Raw genomic sequence first — 19,132 nt, forward strand, 5'->3', positions numbered from 1 at the left:
TGCCGCCCGGCGCCCCCGTCAGCCGAAACGGCCGGAGATGTAGTCGTTCGTCGCCTGCACCTTGGGCGTGCTGAACATGACGTCCGTGCTGTCCATCTCGATGAGCTTGCCGGGCTTGCCGGTGCCCGCGATGTTGAAGAACGCCGTCCGGTCGCTCACCCGCGCGGCCTGCTGCATGTTGTGGGTGACGATGACGATCGTGTACTGCTCCTTGAGCTCCTGGATGAGGTCCTCGATGGCGAGGGTGGAGATCGGGTCGAGCGCGGAGCACGGCTCGTCCATGAGGAGCACCTCGGGCTCGACGGCGATGGCGCGGGCGATGCACAGGCGCTGCTGCTGACCGCCGGACAGGCTCGAGCCCGACTCCGACAGCCGGTCCTTCACCTCGTTCCACAGGTTGGCGCCCTGGAGGGCCTTCTCGACCTTCTCGTCGGCGACGGACTTCTTCATGCGGCGGGCGTTGAGCTTGTACCCGGCGATGACGTTGTCGTAGATCGACATCGTGGGGAACGGGTTCGGGCGCTGGAAGACCATGCCGATCTGACGCCGGACGTCGACCGGGTCGGTCGAGGGGGCGTAGAGGTTCTGCCCGTCGACGAGGACCTCGCCGGTGACGTAGGCGCCGCGGATCGCCTCGTGCATGCGGTTGAGGGACCGGATGAACGTCGACTTGCCGCAGCCGGAGGGGCCGATGAACGCCGTCACCGAGCGGGGCTCGATGACCATGGAGACGTCCTCGACGGCCTTGAACTTGCCGTAGTAGATGTCGAGGGAGTTGACCTCGATGCGCTTGGACACGGTGGAGGTTCCTCTCAGCGTCCGGTTGTGGGGGCGAACAGGAAGGCGACGAGACGGCCGATGCCGTTGAGGAGCATGACGATGAGGATGAGGACCAGGGCCGCCGTCCACGCCCGGTCGAGGAACGCCTCGGGCGGCAGGCCCCGACGGACGAACTGGTCGTAGGCGAAGACGGGCAGGGTCGACATCCGGCCCTCGGTGGCGTCGAAGTTGAAGCCGACGGTGAAGCCGAGGGTGATGAGCAGCGGCGCCGTCTCGCCGATGACACGGGCGACGGCGATGGTGATGCCCGCGGCGATGCCGCCGATCGACGTCGGGATGACGACCTTCGTGATGGTCCGCCAGCGCGGCACGCCGAGGGCGTAGCTGGCCTCGCGGAGCTCGTCCGGCACGAGCTTGAGCATCTCCTCGACCGACCGGATGACGACCGGCGTCATGAGGACCGCGAGGGCCATCGCGCCGGCGATGCCGGAGCGGTGCCCCGGGTTGTCCGTGAGCGTGATGAAGAGCGCGACGGCGAACAGGCCCGCGACGATGGACGGGATACCCGTCATGACGTCGACGAGGAACGTGATGGCCGCCTTCAGCGGGCCGCGCCCGTACTCCACGAGCCACACGGCGGCGAGGACGCCGACGGGGATCGAGATGAGCGCGGCGATGCCGGTGACGACGAGCGTGCCGACGATCGCGTGGGCCGCCCCGCCGCCCTCGCCGACGACGCCGGCCATCGTCTCGGTGAAGAAGGCGACGTCGAAGCGGGCGATGCCGTTCGACACGACGGTCCACACGAGGGACAGCAGCGGTGCCATCGCGAGGACGAACGCGACGGTGACGAGGGCGGTGACGACCCGGTCCTTGGCGCGGCGCGGCCCCTCGGTGGAGCGGGCGAGGACGTAGATCCCCAGCATGTAGACGACGGCCGTGAGCGCGGCCGCGCCGGTGAAGGAGAACGCGCCGAAGAGGAAGAGGACGGCGGTCGACAGCACCGCCGACAGCAGGAGGAGCGCCTGCGGCAGGCGCCGGGGCAGGGTGCCCGACGTCGCGCCGAGGCCCGTGCCGGCCGGCGGGGGCGGCGGGCCGGCGGGCTTCGGCGCCCCGAAGCGCTCCGGGGTGAGCCCGCTGGTGTCGGCCGGGCCGGGACGGCTGCCCGTGTCGAGCGGGCCGGTGCGCTGGGTCTCGGTCTCGCGAGGGGTGCTCATCCGGCGGCTCCCGAGAAGCCGCGGGAGGCGACCCACCGCGCGGCGTAGTTGACGGCGAAGGTGAGGACGAACAGCACCAAGCCGGTCGCGATGAGCTCGCTCACCCCGAGCCCGGTCGCCTCGGGGAAGTTGAGGGCGATGTTCGCGGGGATCGTCGAGGGGTTCTCGGAGCTGATGAGGTTGAACGTCATGATCGCCGGGTTGACGCTGAGGATGAGCGTGACGGCGAGCGTCTCGCCGAGCGCGCGGCCGAGGCCGAGCATCGCGCCGGAGATGACGCCGGAGCGGCCGTACGGCAGCACCGCCATCTGGATCATCTCCCAGCGCGTGGCGCCGAGGGCGAGCGCGGCCTCCTCGTGCAGGCGCGGCGTCTGGAGGAACACCTCGCGGCAGACGGCGGTCATGATCGGCAGGATCATGACCGCGAGCACGAGCGCGGCGGTGAGCATGACGCGTCCCGACGTCGCCGTGGGGCCCGCGAAGAGCGGGATGAAGCCGAGGTTCGCCTCGAGCCACTGGAAGCCCGGCACGAGGTACTGCCCGAACACGACGACGCCCCAGAAGCCGAAGACGACGCTGGGGATGGCCGCGAGCAGGTCGATGACGTACCCGAAGGTCTTCGCCACCGCCCGCGGCGCGTAGTGCGAGATGTAGAGGGCGATCCCGACGGCCACCGGCGCCGCGAAGAGCAGCGCCAGGATCGACACGAGGACCGAGCCGAACAGCAGCGGGACGACGTAGGAGCGGAAGCCGTTCTCGCCCGTGATCTCCTCGGGATCCGCCGTCAGGGCCGGCAGGCCCTCGAGCGTGAGGAAGATCGCGACCGCGGCGAGCGTGACGAGGATGAGCAGCGCCGCGACCAGCGCGGTCCCGGAGAAGATCCGGTCGCCGGGGCGCTGCGGAGCCGAGCGCGCGGCAGCCGGCGCTGCCGGCTGGGTGTCAGTCGTCATGAGGGTCCTTGGGCCGCTGCAGAGGGGGCGCGGGGAGAGGGGACGGGCGGCGCGGGTACGGGCGGCCACCGTGATGGTGACCGCCCGACCCCGTTCCGGTCCAGAGACGCGTCAGCAGTTGGTCAGGACCGCGTCAGCGCCTCGAGGATCACTGGATGGCGTCGATGGCCGCCTGGACGTCCTCGCGGAGGGTGTCCGAGATGGGCGCCGAGCCGGCGTTGTCCGCGGCGGCCTGCTGGCCCTCCGGGCTCGCGACGTACGACAGGTAGTCCTTCACGAGGGTGGCCTTCTCGTCGTCGGAGTAGTCCGCGCACGCGATGTGGTAGCTCACGAGGATGATGGGGTACGCGCCCGACTCCTGGGTGTCGCGGGCGAGGTCGATCGCGAGGTCGGTCTCGGACCGGCCCTCGACCCGCTCCGACACGTCGAGGACGGTCGCGGCGGCCTCCGGGGAGAACGGCACGAACTCCTCGCCGACGCCGACGGCGACGGTGCCCAGCTCACCGGCCTGCGAGGCGTCCGCGTAGCCGATGTAGCCGTCGCCGGCCTGGACGGCCTGGACGACGCCCGCGGTCTGCGGGGCGGCCTCGCCGCCGAGCTCGCTCGGCCACGTCTCGACCTCCCCGAAGGTCCACACGTCACCGGCGACGACGTCGAGGTACGACGTGAAGTTCTCCGTGGTGCCGGAGTCGTCGGAGCGGTGGACGGGGGTGATGGTCGTGCTCGGGAGCTCGACGTCCGGGTTGGCCTCGGCGATCGCCGGGTCGTCCCACGTCGTGATCTCCTCGGCGAAGACCCCGGCGATGACCTCCGGCGGCATGTTGACGGTGTCGACGCCCTCGAGGTTGAAGATCACCGCGACGGGGGAGATGTAGAGGGGGAGCTCGACGACCTGGTCGCTGGCGCACGTGCCGTTGTCGGCGACCGCGGCCAGCTCCTCGTCGTCCAGGAAGGCGTCGGAACCGGCGAAGTCGGAGCCGCCGCCGAGCCACAGCTCGCGACCGCCGCCGGAGCCGATGGGGTCGTAGTTGACCGTGACGCCGGGCTGGACGCCGTTGTAGCCGGCGACCCACGCCTGGACGGCCGCCTGCTGCGAGCTCGCGCCGGCGCCGACGAGCGTGCCGGACAGCTCCTCGCCGCCTCCGGCGGCGGCGGTGTCCTCGCCCGCGGGGGCGGAGGCGTCACCGGCACCGGTGGTCGCGCCGGTGTCGGTGTCGCCCTCGTCGCCACCGCACGCGGCCAGGGCGAGCGACATCACGACGGCGGCCGGGACGAGGCCGCGGGTCAGGGTGGAGCGCTTCACGGAGTACCTCCTGTGGGGGCCCGGTGAGGGCAGGGGCTCGTTGCGCTCCGAAACTAACTGCGCCCGGAGCCCTCGCCGGGCCTCCCAGGTGAACCCTCGGTGAACGGTCGCGGAACTGTCCCTGTACCGGGCGGTGTCACATCACGGGCGCATAACGGTGCCCGCGGAGCGTGACGACCTCAGCGCGGACCGTCAGCGCGCGACGCGGCCGCTCCGGGCGCTCGACGAGCTCCTCGACCGCCGTGCCGAGCGACCCCCGTGCTGGGCGATGAGGACGGTCTGGAGGTCGGCGAGGGGCTCCCCGTCCGCGCCCTTGTGGTGGCGCTCCCACGCGCCGTCCGCCTGCAGGTGCCACGACGCGGTGCCGTCGTCCATCGACAGGTCGAGCAGCTGCGTGAGCTGCTCGACGTGGCGGGGGTCACCGACCCGGACGAGCGCCTCGACCCGGCGGTCGAGGTTGCGGTGCATCATGTCCGCGCTGCCGAGGTAGACGACCGGCTCCCCGTCCTGGGCGAACCAGAAGATGCGGCTGTGCTCGAGGAAGCGCCCGAGGATGCTCCGCACCCGGATGTTGTCGCTGAGCCCCGGCACGCCCGGCCGGACGGCGCAGATGCCGCGGACCACGACGTCGACCGGGACCCCGGCGCGCGATGCCCGGTAGAGGGAGTCGATGAGGACCTCGTCGACGATGGAGTTCACCTTGAGGCGGACCCCGGCCGGCAGCCCGCGCTCCGCGTTGGCGATCTCCCGGTCGACGAGGTCGACGAGGCCCTGGCGCACCGTGCGGGGCGCGACGAGCAGGCGTCGGTAGGAGGCCCGTGGCGCGAAGCCGCTCAGCTGGTTGAACAGGACGGTGAGGTCGTCGGCGACCTGCGGGTCCTTGGTCAGCAGGCCGAGGTCCTCGTAGATCCGTGCGGTCTTCGGGTTGTAGTTGCCGGTGCCGACGTGGCAGTAGCGGGCGAGCCCACCCGGCTCGCGCCGCACGACGAGGCTGAGCTTCGCGTGCGTCTTGAGCCCGACGATGCCGTAGACGACGTGGACGCCGGCCTGCTCGAGCTTGCGGGCCCACGAGATGTTCGCCTGCTCGTCGAAGCGGGCCTTGATCTCGACGAGGGCGAGGACCTGCTTGCCCGCCTCGGCGGCGTCGATGAGCGCGTCGACGATCGGGGAGTCGCCGCTCGTCCGGTAGAGCGTCTGCTTGATCGCGAGCACGTGGGGGTCGGCCGCGGCCTGCTCGAGGAACGCCTGGACGCTCGTGCTGAAGGAGTCGTACGGGTGGTGCAGGAGCACGTCGCGACGGCTGACGGCGCCGAAGACGTCGCTCGCCTTCGCCGTCTCGACCTCCGCGAGGTCGCGGTGGGTCCGCGGCAGGAAGCGGGGGTACTGCAGCTCCGGCCGGTCGAGGTCGGCCATGACGGTGAGCCCACGCAGGTCGAGCGGCTCCGGCAGGTTGTACACCTCGTCCGGGGTGACGCCGAGCTCCCGGACGAGCAGCTCAACGTCCTCCTCGGCCATGTCGTCGGCGAGCTCGAGCCGCACCGGCGGGCCGAACCGGCGGCGCAGGAGCTCCTTCTCCAGCGCCTGGAGGAGGTTCTCCGCGTCGTCCTCCTCGACCTCGAGGTCCTCGTTGCGCGTGACCCGGAACGTCGAGTGCCGGACGACGTCCATGCCGGGGAACAGCATCCCGAGGTGCGCGGCGATGACGTCCTCCAGCGGCACGAAGGCGACGCTCACGTCGTCGTCGTTGCCGCCGGGGCGCGGGACGCGGAGGAAGCGCGGCAGGACCGGCGGCACCTTGACGCGCGCGAAGTGCTGCTTGCCCGTCGCCGGGTTCGACACGACGACGGCGAGGTTGAGCGACAGCCCCGAGATGTAGGGGAACGGGTGCGCGGGGTCGACGGCGAGCGGGGTGAGGACGGGGAAGACCTGCTCGCGGAACAGCTCGCCGAGCCGGTCGCACGCGTGGTCGTCGAGCTCGTCCCACCGGACGACGGTGATGCCGTGGACGGCCATCTCCGGCCCCACGACGTCGCGGTAGAGCCGGGCGTGGCGGGCCATGAGGGCCTCGGTGCGCGCGGAGATCTCGTGGAGGACCTCCCGTGGCTCCAGCCCCGACGCCGCCCGGACCGCGATGCCGGTCGCGATGCGTCGCTTCAGCCCGGCCACCCGGACCATGTAGAACTCGTCGAGGTTGCTCGCGAAGATCGCAAGGAAGCGAGCCCGCTCGAGCAGCGGGACGTCGGGGTCCTCGGCGAGCTCGAGCACCCGCTCGTTGAACGCCAGCCACGAGACCTCGCGGTCGGCGAAGCGGTCCTCGGGCAGCTCCTCGGTCTCCTCGCCGTGGTCGGCCTCGGCGACCGCCTCCCCGAGGTGCTCGACGATCTCCGCCTTCTCCGAGCGGGGCGACCGCGGCGCGCGCGCTCCGTCCCCACCGTCGCCCGCCGCGTCGGTCACGCCCTCCGGCGTCTCCGCGGCGCCGTCCGGCTCCGGCCGGGCGCCGGTGCGGGCCCGCGAGCGCGCCGGCCGGGTGGTGGTCGCGGTGCGGGCGGGTCGTCGCGTGGTGGCCATCGGCCGTGCTCCCTGGTGTGGCGGTCGGTCGAGAGGTCGGGTCAGGTGGTCGTGGGACCGTCGACGTCGCGACGGAACTGCACGTCGACGTCCCAGCGGGAGAAGCCGAGCGAGGTGTAGGTCCGCACCGCGGCGGTGTTGTCGGCGTCGACGTAGAGCATGGCCTGGTCGAGACCGCGCGCCCGGAGGTGGCACAGCCCCACGAGCGTGAGGAGCCGCCCGAGGCCCCGGCCCTGCGCCGCCGGGGAGACGCCGACGACGTACACCTCGCCGATGGGGCTGTGGTCGTGCCCGGCCTCCCCGTCGTGGCCCTCGTCGTGGCCGTCGTGACCGTCGTGGCCGCCGTGGACCTTCGTCCAGTGGAAGCCGAGCAGCTCCCCGTCGGAGCCGGGACGCGCGTCGAAGGCGAGAAAGAGCCCCGCGGGGTCGAACCAGCGTTCGGCGAGCCGCGCGTCGAGGTCGGCGCGGGTCCAGCGGCCCTGCTCGGGGTGCTCGGCGAACGCCGCACCGTTGACGGCGAGCACGGCCTCGGCGTCGTCGGGGCGGAACGTCCGCACGTGGAGGTCGTCCGGCACGACCGGCCGCGGGAGGGCCGCGTGGAGCGAGCGGCGCATCTGCCACAGCTCGCGGGCGCGGGTGAAGCCCATGGCCGCGGCGAGGGCGGCGGCGTCCGGCGCCTCGCCGTGCGCCCACAGCCGGAGGCGACCGTCGGCCAGCTCCTCGCTGAGGGCGACGAGGGTCTCGACGAGGCGGCGGCCGTGTCCGGCGCGGCGGTGCCGCGGATCGACGACGAGCTCCGCGGACGCCCCCTCGACGGGGTCGGTCGGGTCCAGGTGCGCGTAGCCGACGAGCCCGCCGTCCTCGTGCGCCAGCAGGTGGACCCCGGGCTCCTCGCCACCGCGGCGCAGGTGGAGCAGCACGTGCTCGCTCAGCGGCGCGACACCGTCGGCGTCCGTCGCGCGCCGCACGAGGGACGTCACGGCCTCGACGTCGGAGGGGTCGAGGTGCGCGCGCCGCGCGAGGGCCTCGCGCGCCGTCACGGCCGGGGGCGCGTCCGTGTCGTCCTCGACGACGACCACGGCACCGGCGGCACCGGCGGCACCGGCACCACCAGCCCCGCCCGTGTCCGACACCATGCGCGGGAGCCTACGCCGCACCCGGGCGCACGGCCCCGTCCCGGCACTCGCCTAGTCTGACGCTGCGCGCCCCGACGACCACGACGAGTCAGGACACACCGGGTGGTCTGGCGCCGGGGGTGGCGCTTAACCGATCGTTCACCCGGTGCTCACCGAGACGAAGGCTGTCCCGGTAGCAATAGGTGTGGCCGACGACGACTGCCTCCGGTCGTCCCGTCCACGGCACGTCCCGACCCCGACCCTTGGAGAGACATGTCCCAGGCAACCCGCCGCGGCGCAGTCGCCGCCGTGGCCGCTGCGGCGCTCGTCGCCGCCGGCACCGCAACCGCCGGCAGCGCCGTCGCCGCCCCTCCCGCCGACAAGGGCAAGCCGGCCCCCAAGCCCGCGTTCACCCTGACGATCGCGCACAACAACGACGGCGAGTCCGCCCTCACGCCCACCGAGATCGACGGGGGCGAGTACGGCGGTGTCGCCCGGTTCGCCTCCGTCGTCGAGCGGATCGAGCGCCAGGCCACCACCGGGCGCCCGGCTCCCGGCCAGTCGGGCAAGCGCGGCTTCCTTCTCCTCAACTCCGGTGACAACTACCTGGCCGGCGCCGAGTTCAACGCCTCCCGCCAGGAGGGCGCCCCCTTCTACGACGCCGTCGCCGTCGACTACCTGGACTACGACGCGCTCGCGATCGGCAACCACGAGTTCGACTTCGGCCCGCAGACGCTCGCGCGCTTCATCTCCTCGGTGCCCGACACGACGTTCGTCTCGGCGAACCTCGACGTCTCGGGCGAGCCGTCCCTCGCCGCCCTGGCGGCGGACGGGTCGATCGCGGCCAGCACCGTGGTGAAGGAGCGCGGCGAGCGGATCGGCGTCATCGGGCTCACCACGCCGCTGCTCCCGACGATCTCCTCCCCCGGCGCCGTCGTCGCCGACCCCGACCTCGTCGACATCACGCAGGCGCAGATCGACCTGCTCACCGAGCAGGGCGTCGACATCATCGTCCTGCAGTCGCACCTGCAGGACATCCAGGAGGAGCTCGCGCTCGTCACGGAGCTCAGCGGCATCGACGTCGTCATCGGCGGCGGCGGCGCCGAGCTGCTCGCCGACGAGGACGACCTCCTCGTGCCGGGTGACACGCGGCTCGACGACTACCCGCTCTACTCCACCGACGCGGACGGCGACGAGGTGCCCGTCGTCACGACGCTCGGCTCGTGGCGCTACGTCGGGGCCCTCACCGTCAACTTCGACGGCGACGGCGAGGTGACCTCCGTCGACGAGGACGCCAGCGGCGTCCGGCGGGTGTCGTCGGTCGGTCCCGACGCCGTCGAGCCCGACCCGTTCCTCGTGGAGAACGTGGAGGAGCCGGTCCAGGAGTACCTCGACGCCCTCGAGGCGAACGTCATCGCCCAGACCGAGGTCGTCCTCGACCTCCAGACGGTCGACGTGCGCACCGGCGAGTCGAACGGCGGCAACCTCATGGCCGACATGCAGCTCGCCATCGCGACACAGCAGGCCGCCGCGTTCGGCACGCCCGTCCCGGACCTCGCCTTCCACAACGGTGGCGGTATCCGCGGGAACATCGACCAGCCGGTGGGGCCGATCACCGAGGCGGACACGTTCCGCATCGCGGCCTTCTCCAACTTCGTGTCGGTGGCACCCGCCTACACGGCCCAGCAGCTCGAGCAGCTCCTCGAGCGGGGTGCGAGCGCCTACCCGGCGGCGAGCGGGGCGTTCGTGCAGATCGCCGGCGCCAGCTACACGATCGACGCCTCGCGCCCGGCGGGTGACCGCATCCAGGACCTCGTCCTGGACGACGGCACCGTGGTCATCCAGGACCACGTCGTGCTCGAGCCGACCCGCACCTTCGCCGTCGCGTCGAACGACTTCTCGCTCGACGGCGGCGACGGCTACCCCGACGTGGACTTCGTCCGGCTCGGCGTGCAGTACCAGCAGGGCCTCGTCACGTACCTCAGCGAGGACCTCGGCGGCGTCGTGACCGCCGCGCAGTACCCGCGCGGTGGCGAGGGCCGGATCACGATCCTCCCCTGACACGCGACGCACGAGGGGCCCCGACCGCACGCGGTCGGGGCCCCTCCCGCGTCCGGGGTCGGGGTCGGGGTCGCGTCAGCCCGCGTCCTCCTCGGCCGCGGCGCGGCCGACGACGAGGCGGTACCCGACGTTGCGGACCGTCCCGATGAGGTGCTCGTGCTCGGCGCCGAGCTTGGCCCGCAGCCGCCGGACGTGGACGTCGACCGTCCGCGTGCCGCCGAAGTAGTCGTAGCCCCACACCTCCTGCAGCAGCTGGGCGCGGGTGAAGACACGGCCCGGGTGCGCGGCGAGGAACTTGAGGAGCTCGAACTCCTTGTACGTGAGGTCGAGCACCGTGCGCCGGACCCGCGCCGTGTACGTGCTCTCGTCGATGACGACGTCCCCGGCGACGATCTCGCCGGGGACGTCGGTCCCGCCGTCCACCGCCGCCGTCGCCGTCACCGCGAGCCGGATCCGGGCGTCGACCTCCGCGGGGCCGGCGTCGCGCAGCACGACGTCGGTGACCCCCCAGTCCCCGGACACCGCGGCGAGACCGCCCTCGGACATGACGGCGAGAACCGGCACCTCCGGTGTGGTCGTGCGCAGCAGGCGGCAGAGGGCGCGCGCGGCGACGAGGTCGCGCAGGCAGTCGACGAGGACGACGTCGGCGTCACCGAGGTCGACGAGGGCGCCGGGCACACCCGGGAGCACCTCGACGCGGTGCGGCAGGAGGGCGAGGGCCGGCAGGGCCTGCGTGGACGGACTCATGGCATCGCCGAGCAGGACGAGTCGCGCCACGCGTGGTCCTCCTCGGAGCCGGGACGGTGAGGCCACGAAGGATAGGCCGTGGGCCGCCGCCCCTCGGCGACGCGTCCGGCGACGCGTCCGGGACGCGTCCGGTCGGGGCGCGGTGCCGACGGAGGGCTCTGGCACGATGCCGGGGTGCTCGCCCGGCTGCTCGTCCTGACCGGCGCGCTCGGGACGGCGGGTGCGCTGTCCCTCGTCCCGCTCTTCGCCCGCGGCGTCTGGGGGGCCTGGTGGGCCCCAGTCGCCTTCGTCGCGGTGGTCGCCGCCGTCGGCTACGGCTGGACCCGGCTCCTGCAGGTGCCCGTCGGCTGGGGTGTCGGCTGGATCGTCACCGGCACCGGTGCCGTCGGCGCGCTCGTGGTGTCGCTGGGCGGGCAGGAGGCCCTCGCGTGGGTCCCCGCGACGTTCGCCGTCGGTGTCGTCGTGGCGTTCGTCCACCAGATGGGGCGCCGCGACGGCCGCCCCCGGCTCGTGGAGTCGGTGTCCGCGAGCGTCACCGGCCAGGCGGTCGTCCTGCTCGGGACGGGCTGGCTCGTGGCCGACGCGGGGACCGGGTCGCTCGCACCGGCGCTCGTCGGGGCGACGGGCTGCGCGAGCGCGGCGCTCGTCATGACGCTGCCGTGGCCGCGTCCGCTGACCCTGCCGCTCGCCACCCTCGCCGCGGGCCTGGTGGCCGGCGCGGTCGGGGCGTGGGTCGTCGACGGCGTCGGCGTCGTCCAGGCCCTCGTCATCGGCGCGGTGGCCGGCGCCACCACCGCCGGTCTCCACGTGCTGCTGTACCGCCAGCCCACGACGTCGCACCGGCGGGCGGCGGTGTCCGCGGGTGCGGCGTGCGTCATGGCGGCGGGCCTCGCGGTGCACGTGGGAGCCCGGCTCACCGTCGGCTGACACCGTCCGGTCCCGGGCAGGCGGGTCGGGGAACACACGCGGCCCCCGCCGCCTTCCTGCTGTCGTGGACCCCCTCCTCGTGCGCGCCGTCGTGCTTGCGGCGGTCGCGGTCGTGGTCGTCGTCGTGGGGCTCGCGTGGCAGGCCCACCACGACCGGCTGCTGCGTCGGCGACCGAGCCCCGTGCCCGCGGACGCCCCCGTCGTCACCCTCCCCGCCGAGTCGCTCGACACGCCGCCGGGCCAGCGGGCGACCGTCGTCGTGGTCGGGACGCGCGGCTGCTCGGACTGCGCCCGCACTCTCGCGCTGCTGCGGGCGGACCTCGCCGACCGACCGGGGGTCTCGGTCGCACACGTCCTCGCCGAGCGGGTCCCCGAGCTCGTGAGCGCGCTCGACGTCCGCGCGGCCCCGACGGTGCTCCTCGCCGGCGCCGACCGGCGGGTCGTCGCGCAGCACCCCGGGGCCGTCGCCCCCGACGTCGTGCGCGCCGCGCTCGACGGCCTCGGCAGCGCGCCCGCCGCCGGCGCGACCGGCAGCACGCGGGCTCCCGCGTGAGCGCCGCCGTGGCCGGGACGGCGCTGCCGCCGCGGCCACCGGGAGCGGTCGACCCGCGGGGACCGCGTTTCGCCGCGGCCATGACGTCGCTCGTGCTCGCCGCGACGGTGCTCACCGGGTCGGTCGTCCTGCTGGGCGTCCAGGCGCTGCTGTTCGCCGTCACCGTCGTGCTCGGCGTGGGGCGCGGCCCGTGGGCGTGGCTCTTCCGCGGTCTCGTGCGCCCGCGGCTCGCCCCGCCCACGTGGTGGGAGGACCCCGCCGCGCCGCGCTTCGCGCAGCTCGTCGGTCTGGTCGTGGTCGGCGCCGGGCTGCTCCTCGCCGCCGCGGGCGTGCCGTGGGCGGTCGTGGGGGCGGCGGCGGCCGCACTCGTCGCGGCGGGCCTCAACGCGGTCTTCGGGATCTGCCTGGGCTGCGCCCTGTACCGGGCGCTGCCACGGCGACGGCTCTGAGAGCGCTGACGGGTGTCAGTAGACGAGCGCCCGCGCCCCGGGGGCCATGACCTCCTGCACGAGGACGGCGGCCCCGGCGACGCGGGCCCCCTCGACGAGGTCGGCCTCCGCCAGGCCGCGCCGCGCCGCGCACTGCGTGCACACCGTCACGGTGCCCTCCGCGGCCACCACGGCGAGGAGCTCGAGCGGGTCAGCGGCGTGCTCGAGGCTGAACCCCTCGGCGTCGCGCACCGCGAGCCGCGTCGCCTCGCCCGTGAGCCACAGCGACACCGGGACGCCGGACGCGACCGCCGTGGCCGCGACCGTCAGCGCCTGGCTGCAGCGCTCGGGGGCCTCCGCGCCCGCCGTGACCTTCACCACGAGCGAGGCACCAGGGAGCGGTCCGGGCAGGTCCGTCATGGCCGCGAGGCTACGATGGCCGCATGCTCGAGGCCGTCTTCACCGGACTCCTGGTCCTGTCCTCCCTCGCGATCGGCTGGGTCGGCGTCCTGGTCCTCTACAAGCTCTTCGCCGGCCAGCGCTGAGCGGCCCGTGAGCCCCGCGCGCCCGATCGAGATCCCCGCCGACCTCGCCCGTCCCCTCGTCGCGATCGGCTGGCTCGTCGGCACCTGGCAGGGCGCCGGTGAGGTGACGTACCCGTCGATGGACGAGGCCGTGCCGTTCGGTCAGGAGCTCGTCGTGAGCCACGACGGCCGGCCGTTCCTCCGCTGGGACTCCCGTACGTGGCGCCTCGACGACGAGGGCCGCCTCGGCGCGCCGCTCGCCACCGAGACCGGGTTCTGGCGCGTCCCCGGCGGCGAGGCCGGGCTCGAGGGGACCGAGGTCGAGCTCCTCCTCGCCCACCCGATGGGCTACGTCGAGCAGTACCTGGGGCGCGCGCACGCCGGCAAGATCGAGCTCACCACGGAGCTCGTGGCCCGCTCCGCCGACGCGAAGGAGTACTCGGCGGCCCAGCGCCTCTACGGGTTCGTCCAGGGCGACCTGCTGTGGGCGATGGACATGGCGGCGGTCGGCCACGCGATGACCTCCCACGCCTCGGCGCGGCTGAAGAAGGTCGCGTGAGCGGCGTGCCCTCGACGGCCGACGGCGCTGTCCTCGTCGGCGAGGGTCTCGACGCCGGGGTCCCGGCGCACTACGGCGACCCCGTCCGCGAGCAGCGCCTCCTCGAGGAGGGGCTCGCGCACGTCGACCTGTCCACCCGGGGGGTCGTGACGGTGTCGGGGCCGGACCGGCTCACGTGGCTGCACAGCCTCAGCACGCAGGAGCTCGCCACCCTGCCGCCGCGCACGTCGGTCGAGGCGCTGCTGCTGAGCCCGCACGGTCACGTCGAGCACGAGCTCCACGTCGTCGACGACGGCGCGACCACGTGGCTCGTCGTGGAGCCCGGCACCGCGCCCGCGCTCGTCGCCTTCCTCGAGAGCATGCGCTTCATGCTCCGTGTCGAGGTCGCGGACGTCACCGCGGACTGGGCCGTCGTCGGGGAGCCGCTGGCCCGCGAGTCGGTCGACGGCGAGCCCGTCGCCTGGGTCGACCCCTGGCCCCGCACGGGCCCGGTGAGCGCGGGGTACGGCGCCGCCGACGACGCCCACCCCGGTCGCGACCGGCGCTGGCGGGAGCGGCTCGTACCGCGCGACGACCTCGAGGCCGCGCTGGCCGAGCGCCCGCGCGCCGGCGTGTGGGCGGCGGAGGCCCTGCGGGTGGCGGCCGGGCGGCCGCGCCACCTGCGCGAGACCGATCACCGCACCATCCCGCACGAGCTCGACTGGCTCCGCACCGCGGTCCACCTCCAGAAGGGCTGCTACCGCGGCCAGGAGACCGTCGCGCGCGTCCACAACCTCGGCCGCCCGCCGCGCCGGGTCGTGCTGCTCCACCTCGACGGGTCCGGGCACGTGCTCCCCGAGGCGGGCACGGACCTCCGCCTCGGCGAGAAGGTCGTCGGGCGGCTCACGACGGTCGCGCGGCACCACGAGCTCGGCCCTGTCGCGCTCGGGGTGGTCAAGCGCAACACCCCGACCGACGCCGTGCTGGTGGCCGACGGGATCGCCGCCTCCCAGGACGTCCTGGTGCGGCCCTGACGGGCTGATCGCACGGCACCGGTGACCACGCCGGGTCCCCTAGTGTCCCGGGCGTGAGCCGCTTCCTCCGCGCACCGTCGCGCACCATGATCACCGTCGCCCCCACGGGAGCGGAGTCGAGCAGGGCCGACGTGCCGGACCTGCCCACGACGCCGGAGGAGATCGCGGCGACCGCCGCGGCGTGCGAACGGGCCGGCGCGGCGATGGTCCACATCCACGTCCGCGACGAGCAGCACCGACCGACCCTCGACCTCCCCCGGGTCCGCGACACGCTCGCGGCGGTCCGCGAGGCGTGCGGCCTCGTCGTCCAGCTGTCGACCGGCGGCAGCGTCCACGACCCGCTCGACGCCCGGCTCGCCGTGCTCGAGGCCGCCCCCGACTCCTGCTCCCTCACCCTCGGCACCGTGAACTTCGGCGACGACGTCTTCATGAACCCGTGGGGCTTCGTCGTCGACCTCTACCGGGAGACCCGCGCCCGCGGGATCGTCCCCGAGTTCGAGGTCTTCGACCTCGGCCAGCTCACCACCCTGCGCCGGCTCCTGGACCGGGAGGGGCTGCCGGCCGGCGGACGCGTCCACGTCGACCTCGTGACCGGTGTGCCCGGCGGCATGCCGGGGACCGCCGACACCGTCGTGGCGTGCGTCGCCGCCCTGCCCACGGAGGTCACGTCGTGGTCGGCGACGGGCATCGGCCGGTCGCACCTCACGGTCCTCGCCGCGACGCTCGCGGCGGGTGGGCACGTGCGCGTCGGCATGGAGGACGTGCTCGTGTGGGCGCGGGGACCGGAGGGGCCGGTCCCCGTGCGCTCGAACACCGACCTCGTCGAGCGCGCGGCCCGTGTCGCCACGGAGCTGCAGCGCCCCCCGATGGACCCCGCTGACGCGGCCGACCTGCTCGGTCTCGAGGCCGCCCGGGCCGCGGTCGCCTGACACCGAGCGGGTCGCCAACCGGTGGCCGTGGGTGACCGTGCGGACGCGAACCGTGCCGGAGCCGTATCCAGGGCCGGGGTCGAGGGCCTACCCTTCCCGGCATGTCGTCCCCGATCGAGCCCCAGGCCGGCGGTCGCCGTCGCCTCGACCACGTGCTGGGCGAGGGCTTCCTCGACGACCTGCCGCAGCTGCCGGTCGAGGAGCTGAGGGCCCGCCGGGCCGAGGCCGAGCAGGAGGAGACCGACCTCAGCTACGCCCGGCGCCTGCTCCACGGCCGCCTCGACCTGCTCCGTGCGGAGCAGGAGCAGCGACGGGGGGACGGGGGCGCCAGCGGGACCCGGACGACCGAGGAGCTCGTCGCGACGCTCGCGCGCACGCTCGCCGACCCGCCGGGACCCAGCCACGGCCTGGGGCGGCACAACCTCGCGGAGCCCAGCCGCGTCGGTGAGCACCGCCGCGCCGCCGAGGCCGCCGTCGCCGACCCGTCGATCAGCGACCCCGGCGGTCTCGACGACGACGCGCTCGCCGCCGCGGTCGCGCGGCTGGAGGCGCTGGCCGACGCGGTCGGCACCCAGCGGACCGCCGTCCAGCAGGCCGCCGACGCCCTCGTGCAGGAGATCGGGCGCCGCTACCGCGAGGGGCTCCTCACCGTCGACGACGTGCTCGAGACCCCGACCTCCGGCTGACCGGAGGTCGCCGGCCCCCGGACGGCTCGACCGCACCTCCCACCGCGCCCTCGCGTCCGGAAACCGGACCGCCGGGCCCCACCAGCCCTCGACGACGCGCCACACCGTCCGGAAACCGGACCGCGGGGCCGCACAAGCCTCCGCCACCGCGCCACACCGTCCGGAAACCGGACCGCCGGGCGCCCTCGCTCGTGACGCGCGTCACGAGCGCTTGCATCTGCTAGCACTTTGCTAGCACCTTGGGGCCATGGCACGGACGGGAGCGCGCGCGGCGGAGGGCGAGGAGCCCGCGCGCAGCACGACGTCGTCCGTCGCCGGGTCCGTCTCGGACGCCGTCTCCGACGCCGTCTCCGAGGCCGTCACGGCCGTCGGGGGCGCGGTGGGCGGCGCCCGCACCAGGGTCGGCGACCTCGGGACCTTCCTCAAGGACCAGCGCACGCAGGCACGCATGTCGCTGCGGCAGCTCGCCGAGGCGGCAGGGGTCAGCAACCCCTACCTCAGCCAGGTCGAGCGCGGGCTGCGCCGGCCGAGCGCCGAGGTGCTCCAGCAGATCGCCAAGGGTCTGCGGATCTCCGCGGAGGCGCTCTACGTGCGCGCCGGGCTGCTCGACCAGGTCGACGCCCCCGGCGTACCGACAGCCGTCGCGGCGGACCCGTACCTCACCGAGCGGCAGAAACGTGCGCTGCTCGACCTCTACGCCTCGCTCGTCGCCGCCCGGGTCCCCACCGGGCCCGACGACCTCGGGCCCACCGACCAGCCGGAGCAGACCGGCGACACCACGAGCCCCACCACGACCACCGGTCCCACCACGAACCGTCCCAGGAGGACACGATGAGCACGACCACCTCCCGTACCCAGGCCGACGAGACCCGCAAGGTCGTCGTCGACGCCGCCACCACCGGCGCCTACGTCGCCATCGGCGCGACCGACCTCGTCGTCGCGCGGCTCCGCGAGGTCGCGACCGACGCCGAGAAGCGTCGCGACCAGGTCCGCGGCCTCGACACCAAGGAGCTGACGGAGCGCGTCACCAAGGCGTTCCAGCAGCTGCCGACGCAGGCCGTCAGCACCGCCCTCGACCTCGCCGGTCGCGCGGAGAAGCAGGTCGACGACCTCGCCGCGCGCGGCAAGGACGTGGCCGGGCGCATCCGCGGCCAGAAGGCCTCCGAGGAGCTCGTGCGCCGTTCCCGGATCGCCGTGAGCCGCACCAAGGCCGCCGTGACGACCGTCCGCGGCGCCGCCACCTCCACCGCGGCCGCCGGCGTCGCCACCGTCGCCGCGGAGGTCGCGGAGACCGCCACCGAGGCCGCCGACAGCGCCACGGGCACGACGGGCCGCGCGCGTCGCACCGCCCGCACCGGCACCCCCGCCTCGGCGCGGAAGACGACCACGCGCTCGACCTCGGCGACGACGACCGCGGCGAAGAAGTCCACCGCCAAGAGCGCGAGCGCGAAGAAGACCACGGCGAAGAGGACCACCGCGCGGAAGACCACCGCCGCGGGCTCCCCGACGGCCGCCGCCGCGCAGGCGCGCAAGGCCGCCGCGGCGAAGGTCGACACCGCCCAGGCGACCGTCAAGGCCGCCACCACGAGCACCACCCGCGCGGCCGAGGCCGCCGGTGACGCGGTCGCCGCGGGCGCCGACAAGGTCGGCAGCTGACCGACCGGGCACCTGCCCTGATCGTGGGCCCCGCGCACCGTCCGGTGCGCGGGGCCCTCGCACGCCCGGGGGCACCCCGTCGGTCGCCCTCCCATACGCTGGTCCGGTGAGCTTCCTCGGTCCGGCCCAGGGCGTCGTGCTGCTCGTCCTGACCCTCGCGGCCTTCGCCGTGTGCGTGTTCGCCCTCGTCGACGCGCTCCGGCGCCCCGCCCAGGCCTTCGAGTACGCGGGCAAGCGCACCAAGCAGTTCTGGGGGATCCTCCTCGGCGTCGCGAGCGCGCTGTCGTTCGTCTCGATCGGGGGCGGCGGCTTCCTCTTCCTCGTCGTCCTCGCCGTCGTCGCCGCGGGCGTCTACCTCGCCGACGTCCGCCCGGCCGTCCGCTCCTACGGGGGCGGGGGCGCCGGCGGACGCGGCCCGTACGGCGGCTGGTGACGGGAGCGGCCTCGCCGTGCGCGCCGTCGTCCAGCGCGTCCTGACCGCCGCCGTCGACGTCGTCGACCCCGACGGCACCCGCTCCCTCGTGGGGGAGCTCCGCTCGCCGGGGCTCCTCGTGCTCGTCGGTGTCGCGCCCGACGACGGGCCGGAGCAGGTGCGGTGGCTCGCCGACAAGCTCGTCGGCCTGCGCATCATGCGCGAGGAGCGTTCCGTGCTCGACGCCGTCCCCGAGGGCGCGGGCGTGCTGCTCGTCAGCCAGTTCACGCTGTACGGCGACGTCCGGCGCGGCCGCCGCCCGACGTGGGCCGCCGCGGCGCCGCCGCAGGTCGCGGAGCCGCTCGTCGACGCCCTCGCCGCCGCCGTCCGGGAGCGCGGCGTGCCGGTCGCGACCGGCCGCTTCCGCGCCGACATGCGGGTCCGGTCCGAGAACGACGGCCCCGTCACCCTCGTCGTCGACACCCCCTGACGCCCCCTCGACCGTGTCGCGTCCCCCAAAGAGGGGACACGAGGATCCGCCTTGTGACACTCCCGCGTGAGGGGCGGGGGCCGTATCTTGTGACTACCAGCCGGCAGGCAGGGGCAAGGGGAAGCGAGGGCGGTACCGGCGACGACGGTCGCGGGTGCCGCCCTCACCCGTGTCGCGGGTCGTCGGTGACGACCGGCGAGCACTCCGTGACGGC

At 74.4% G+C, this 19,132-nt stretch carries 20 protein-coding genes; 12 read left to right on the forward strand and 8 right to left on the reverse strand.

Annotation, left to right across the window (positions count from 1 at the left end; genetic code table 11):
* Positions 1 to 18 precede the first annotated feature (18 nt).
* The 6 genes from pstB to mshD all read right to left on the reverse strand — a co-directional run bounded on the left by pstB (position 19) and on the right by mshD (position 7,954).
* Positions 19 to 798: a phosphate ABC transporter ATP-binding protein PstB gene (pstB, locus tag WAB14_RS14715; RefSeq protein WP_340270898.1), complete on the reverse strand. Its 780-nt coding sequence runs from the start codon at positions 796 to 798 to the stop codon at positions 19 to 21.
* Between the two features lie 14 nt (positions 799 to 812).
* Entirely contained in the window at positions 813 to 1,997 is a 1,185-nt protein-coding gene (gene pstA, locus WAB14_RS14720) for a phosphate ABC transporter permease PstA (protein WP_340270899.1), read from the reverse strand.
* A complete protein-coding gene (pstC, locus tag WAB14_RS14725) occupies positions 1,994 to 2,947 on the reverse strand; it encodes a phosphate ABC transporter permease subunit PstC (protein WP_340270901.1) in 954 nt (317 codons plus the stop codon). The genes pstA and pstC overlap by 4 nt, the downstream gene beginning before the upstream one ends.
* A 148-nt stretch (positions 2,948 to 3,095) precedes the next feature.
* Positions 3,096 to 4,250 (reverse strand): extracellular solute-binding protein, encoded by a 1,155-nt coding sequence (locus tag WAB14_RS14730; protein ID WP_340270903.1) that lies wholly within the window; start codon positions 4,248 to 4,250, stop codon positions 3,096 to 3,098.
* Between the two features lie 192 nt (positions 4,251 to 4,442).
* Positions 4,443 to 6,818 (reverse strand): RNA degradosome polyphosphate kinase, encoded by a 2,376-nt coding sequence (locus WAB14_RS14735; RefSeq protein ID WP_340270905.1) that lies wholly within the window; start codon positions 6,816 to 6,818, stop codon positions 4,443 to 4,445.
* 41 nt (positions 6,819 to 6,859) lie between these two features.
* Positions 6,860 to 7,954 carry a mycothiol synthase gene (mshD, locus tag WAB14_RS14740; RefSeq protein WP_340270906.1) on the reverse strand — a complete coding sequence of 365 codons (1,095 nt, stop codon included), beginning with the start codon at positions 7,952 to 7,954 and terminating at the stop codon, positions 6,860 to 6,862.
* Positions 7,955 to 8,206: 252 nt separating this feature from the next.
* On the opposite strand from mshD, the gene WAB14_RS14745 reads away from it, so the two are divergent.
* The gene (locus WAB14_RS14745; RefSeq protein WP_340270908.1) at positions 8,207 to 9,994 is read left to right on the forward strand and encodes a bifunctional metallophosphatase/5'-nucleotidase; all 1,788 of its coding nucleotides are present in this window, start codon (positions 8,207 to 8,209) and stop codon (positions 9,992 to 9,994) included.
* A 75-nt stretch (positions 9,995 to 10,069) separates the two neighbouring features.
* Here WAB14_RS14745 and WAB14_RS14750 read toward each other — a convergent pair whose 3' ends face one another.
* Complete coding sequence (locus WAB14_RS14750; protein ID WP_340270909.1) at positions 10,070 to 10,771, reverse strand: winged helix-turn-helix domain-containing protein; 702 nt, start codon at positions 10,769 to 10,771, stop codon at positions 10,070 to 10,072.
* 144 nt (positions 10,772 to 10,915) lie between these two features.
* On the opposite strand from WAB14_RS14750, the gene WAB14_RS14755 reads away from it, so the two are divergent.
* From WAB14_RS14755 to WAB14_RS14765, 3 genes are all read left to right on the forward strand, one after another.
* Complete coding sequence (locus WAB14_RS14755; RefSeq protein ID WP_340270911.1) at positions 10,916 to 11,668, forward strand: hypothetical protein; 753 nt, start codon at positions 10,916 to 10,918, stop codon at positions 11,666 to 11,668.
* A 64-nt stretch (positions 11,669 to 11,732) separates the two neighbouring features.
* A complete protein-coding gene (locus WAB14_RS14760) occupies positions 11,733 to 12,221 on the forward strand; it encodes a TlpA family protein disulfide reductase (protein WP_340270913.1) in 489 nt (162 codons plus the stop codon).
* Positions 12,218 to 12,670 (forward strand): DUF4395 domain-containing protein, encoded by a 453-nt coding sequence (locus WAB14_RS14765; protein ID WP_340270914.1) that lies wholly within the window; start codon positions 12,218 to 12,220, stop codon positions 12,668 to 12,670. Before WAB14_RS14760 ends, WAB14_RS14765 begins: the two co-directional genes overlap by 4 nt.
* A 15-nt stretch (positions 12,671 to 12,685) precedes the next feature.
* Here the strand turns inward: WAB14_RS14765 and WAB14_RS14770 are convergent, their stop codons facing one another.
* Positions 12,686 to 13,069: a DsrE family protein gene (locus WAB14_RS14770; protein ID WP_340270916.1), complete on the reverse strand. Its 384-nt coding sequence runs from the start codon at positions 13,067 to 13,069 to the stop codon at positions 12,686 to 12,688.
* 132 nt (positions 13,070 to 13,201) lie between these two features.
* On the opposite strand from WAB14_RS14770, the gene WAB14_RS14775 reads away from it, so the two are divergent.
* The 8 genes from WAB14_RS14775 to dtd all read left to right on the forward strand — a co-directional run bounded on the left by WAB14_RS14775 (position 13,202) and on the right by dtd (position 18,918).
* Positions 13,202 to 13,732: a heme-binding beta-barrel domain-containing protein gene (locus tag WAB14_RS14775; RefSeq protein ID WP_340270917.1), complete on the forward strand. Its 531-nt coding sequence runs from the start codon at positions 13,202 to 13,204 to the stop codon at positions 13,730 to 13,732.
* Positions 13,729 to 14,745: a CAF17-like 4Fe-4S cluster assembly/insertion protein YgfZ gene (ygfZ, locus tag WAB14_RS14780; protein ID WP_340270918.1), complete on the forward strand. Its 1,017-nt coding sequence runs from the start codon at positions 13,729 to 13,731 to the stop codon at positions 14,743 to 14,745. Before WAB14_RS14775 ends, ygfZ begins: the two co-directional genes overlap by 4 nt.
* 53 nt (positions 14,746 to 14,798) lie before the next feature.
* The gene (locus WAB14_RS14785) at positions 14,799 to 15,674 is read left to right on the forward strand and encodes a beta-keto acid cleavage family enzyme (RefSeq protein ID WP_340270920.1); all 876 of its coding nucleotides are present in this window, start codon (positions 14,799 to 14,801) and stop codon (positions 15,672 to 15,674) included.
* 101 nt (positions 15,675 to 15,775) lie between these two features.
* On the forward strand, positions 15,776 to 16,360 hold the full coding sequence (locus WAB14_RS14790; protein ID WP_340270921.1) for an RsiG family protein: 585 nt from the start codon (positions 15,776 to 15,778) through the stop codon (positions 16,358 to 16,360).
* Positions 16,361 to 16,607: 247 nt separating this feature from the next.
* Positions 16,608 to 17,195 carry a helix-turn-helix domain-containing protein gene (locus WAB14_RS14795; protein ID WP_340270922.1) on the forward strand — a complete coding sequence of 196 codons (588 nt, stop codon included), beginning with the start codon at positions 16,608 to 16,610 and terminating at the stop codon, positions 17,193 to 17,195.
* On the forward strand, positions 17,192 to 18,016 hold the full coding sequence (locus WAB14_RS14800; RefSeq protein WP_340270923.1) for a hypothetical protein: 825 nt from the start codon (positions 17,192 to 17,194) through the stop codon (positions 18,014 to 18,016). The genes WAB14_RS14795 and WAB14_RS14800 overlap by 4 nt, the downstream gene beginning before the upstream one ends.
* Before the next feature lie 106 nt (positions 18,017 to 18,122).
* Positions 18,123 to 18,449: a DUF2516 family protein gene (locus WAB14_RS14805; RefSeq protein ID WP_340270925.1), complete on the forward strand. Its 327-nt coding sequence runs from the start codon at positions 18,123 to 18,125 to the stop codon at positions 18,447 to 18,449.
* A 16-nt stretch (positions 18,450 to 18,465) separates the two neighbouring features.
* Positions 18,466 to 18,918, forward strand: coding sequence for a D-aminoacyl-tRNA deacylase (gene dtd / locus WAB14_RS14810; protein WP_340270927.1), 453 nt, complete (start codon positions 18,466 to 18,468; stop codon positions 18,916 to 18,918).
* Positions 18,919 to 19,132 lie beyond the last annotated feature (214 nt).

The sequence above is a fragment of the Aquipuribacter nitratireducens genome, assembly GCF_037860835.1.
GTDB lineage: Bacteria > Actinomycetota > Actinomycetes > Actinomycetales > JBBAYJ01 > Aquipuribacter > Aquipuribacter nitratireducens.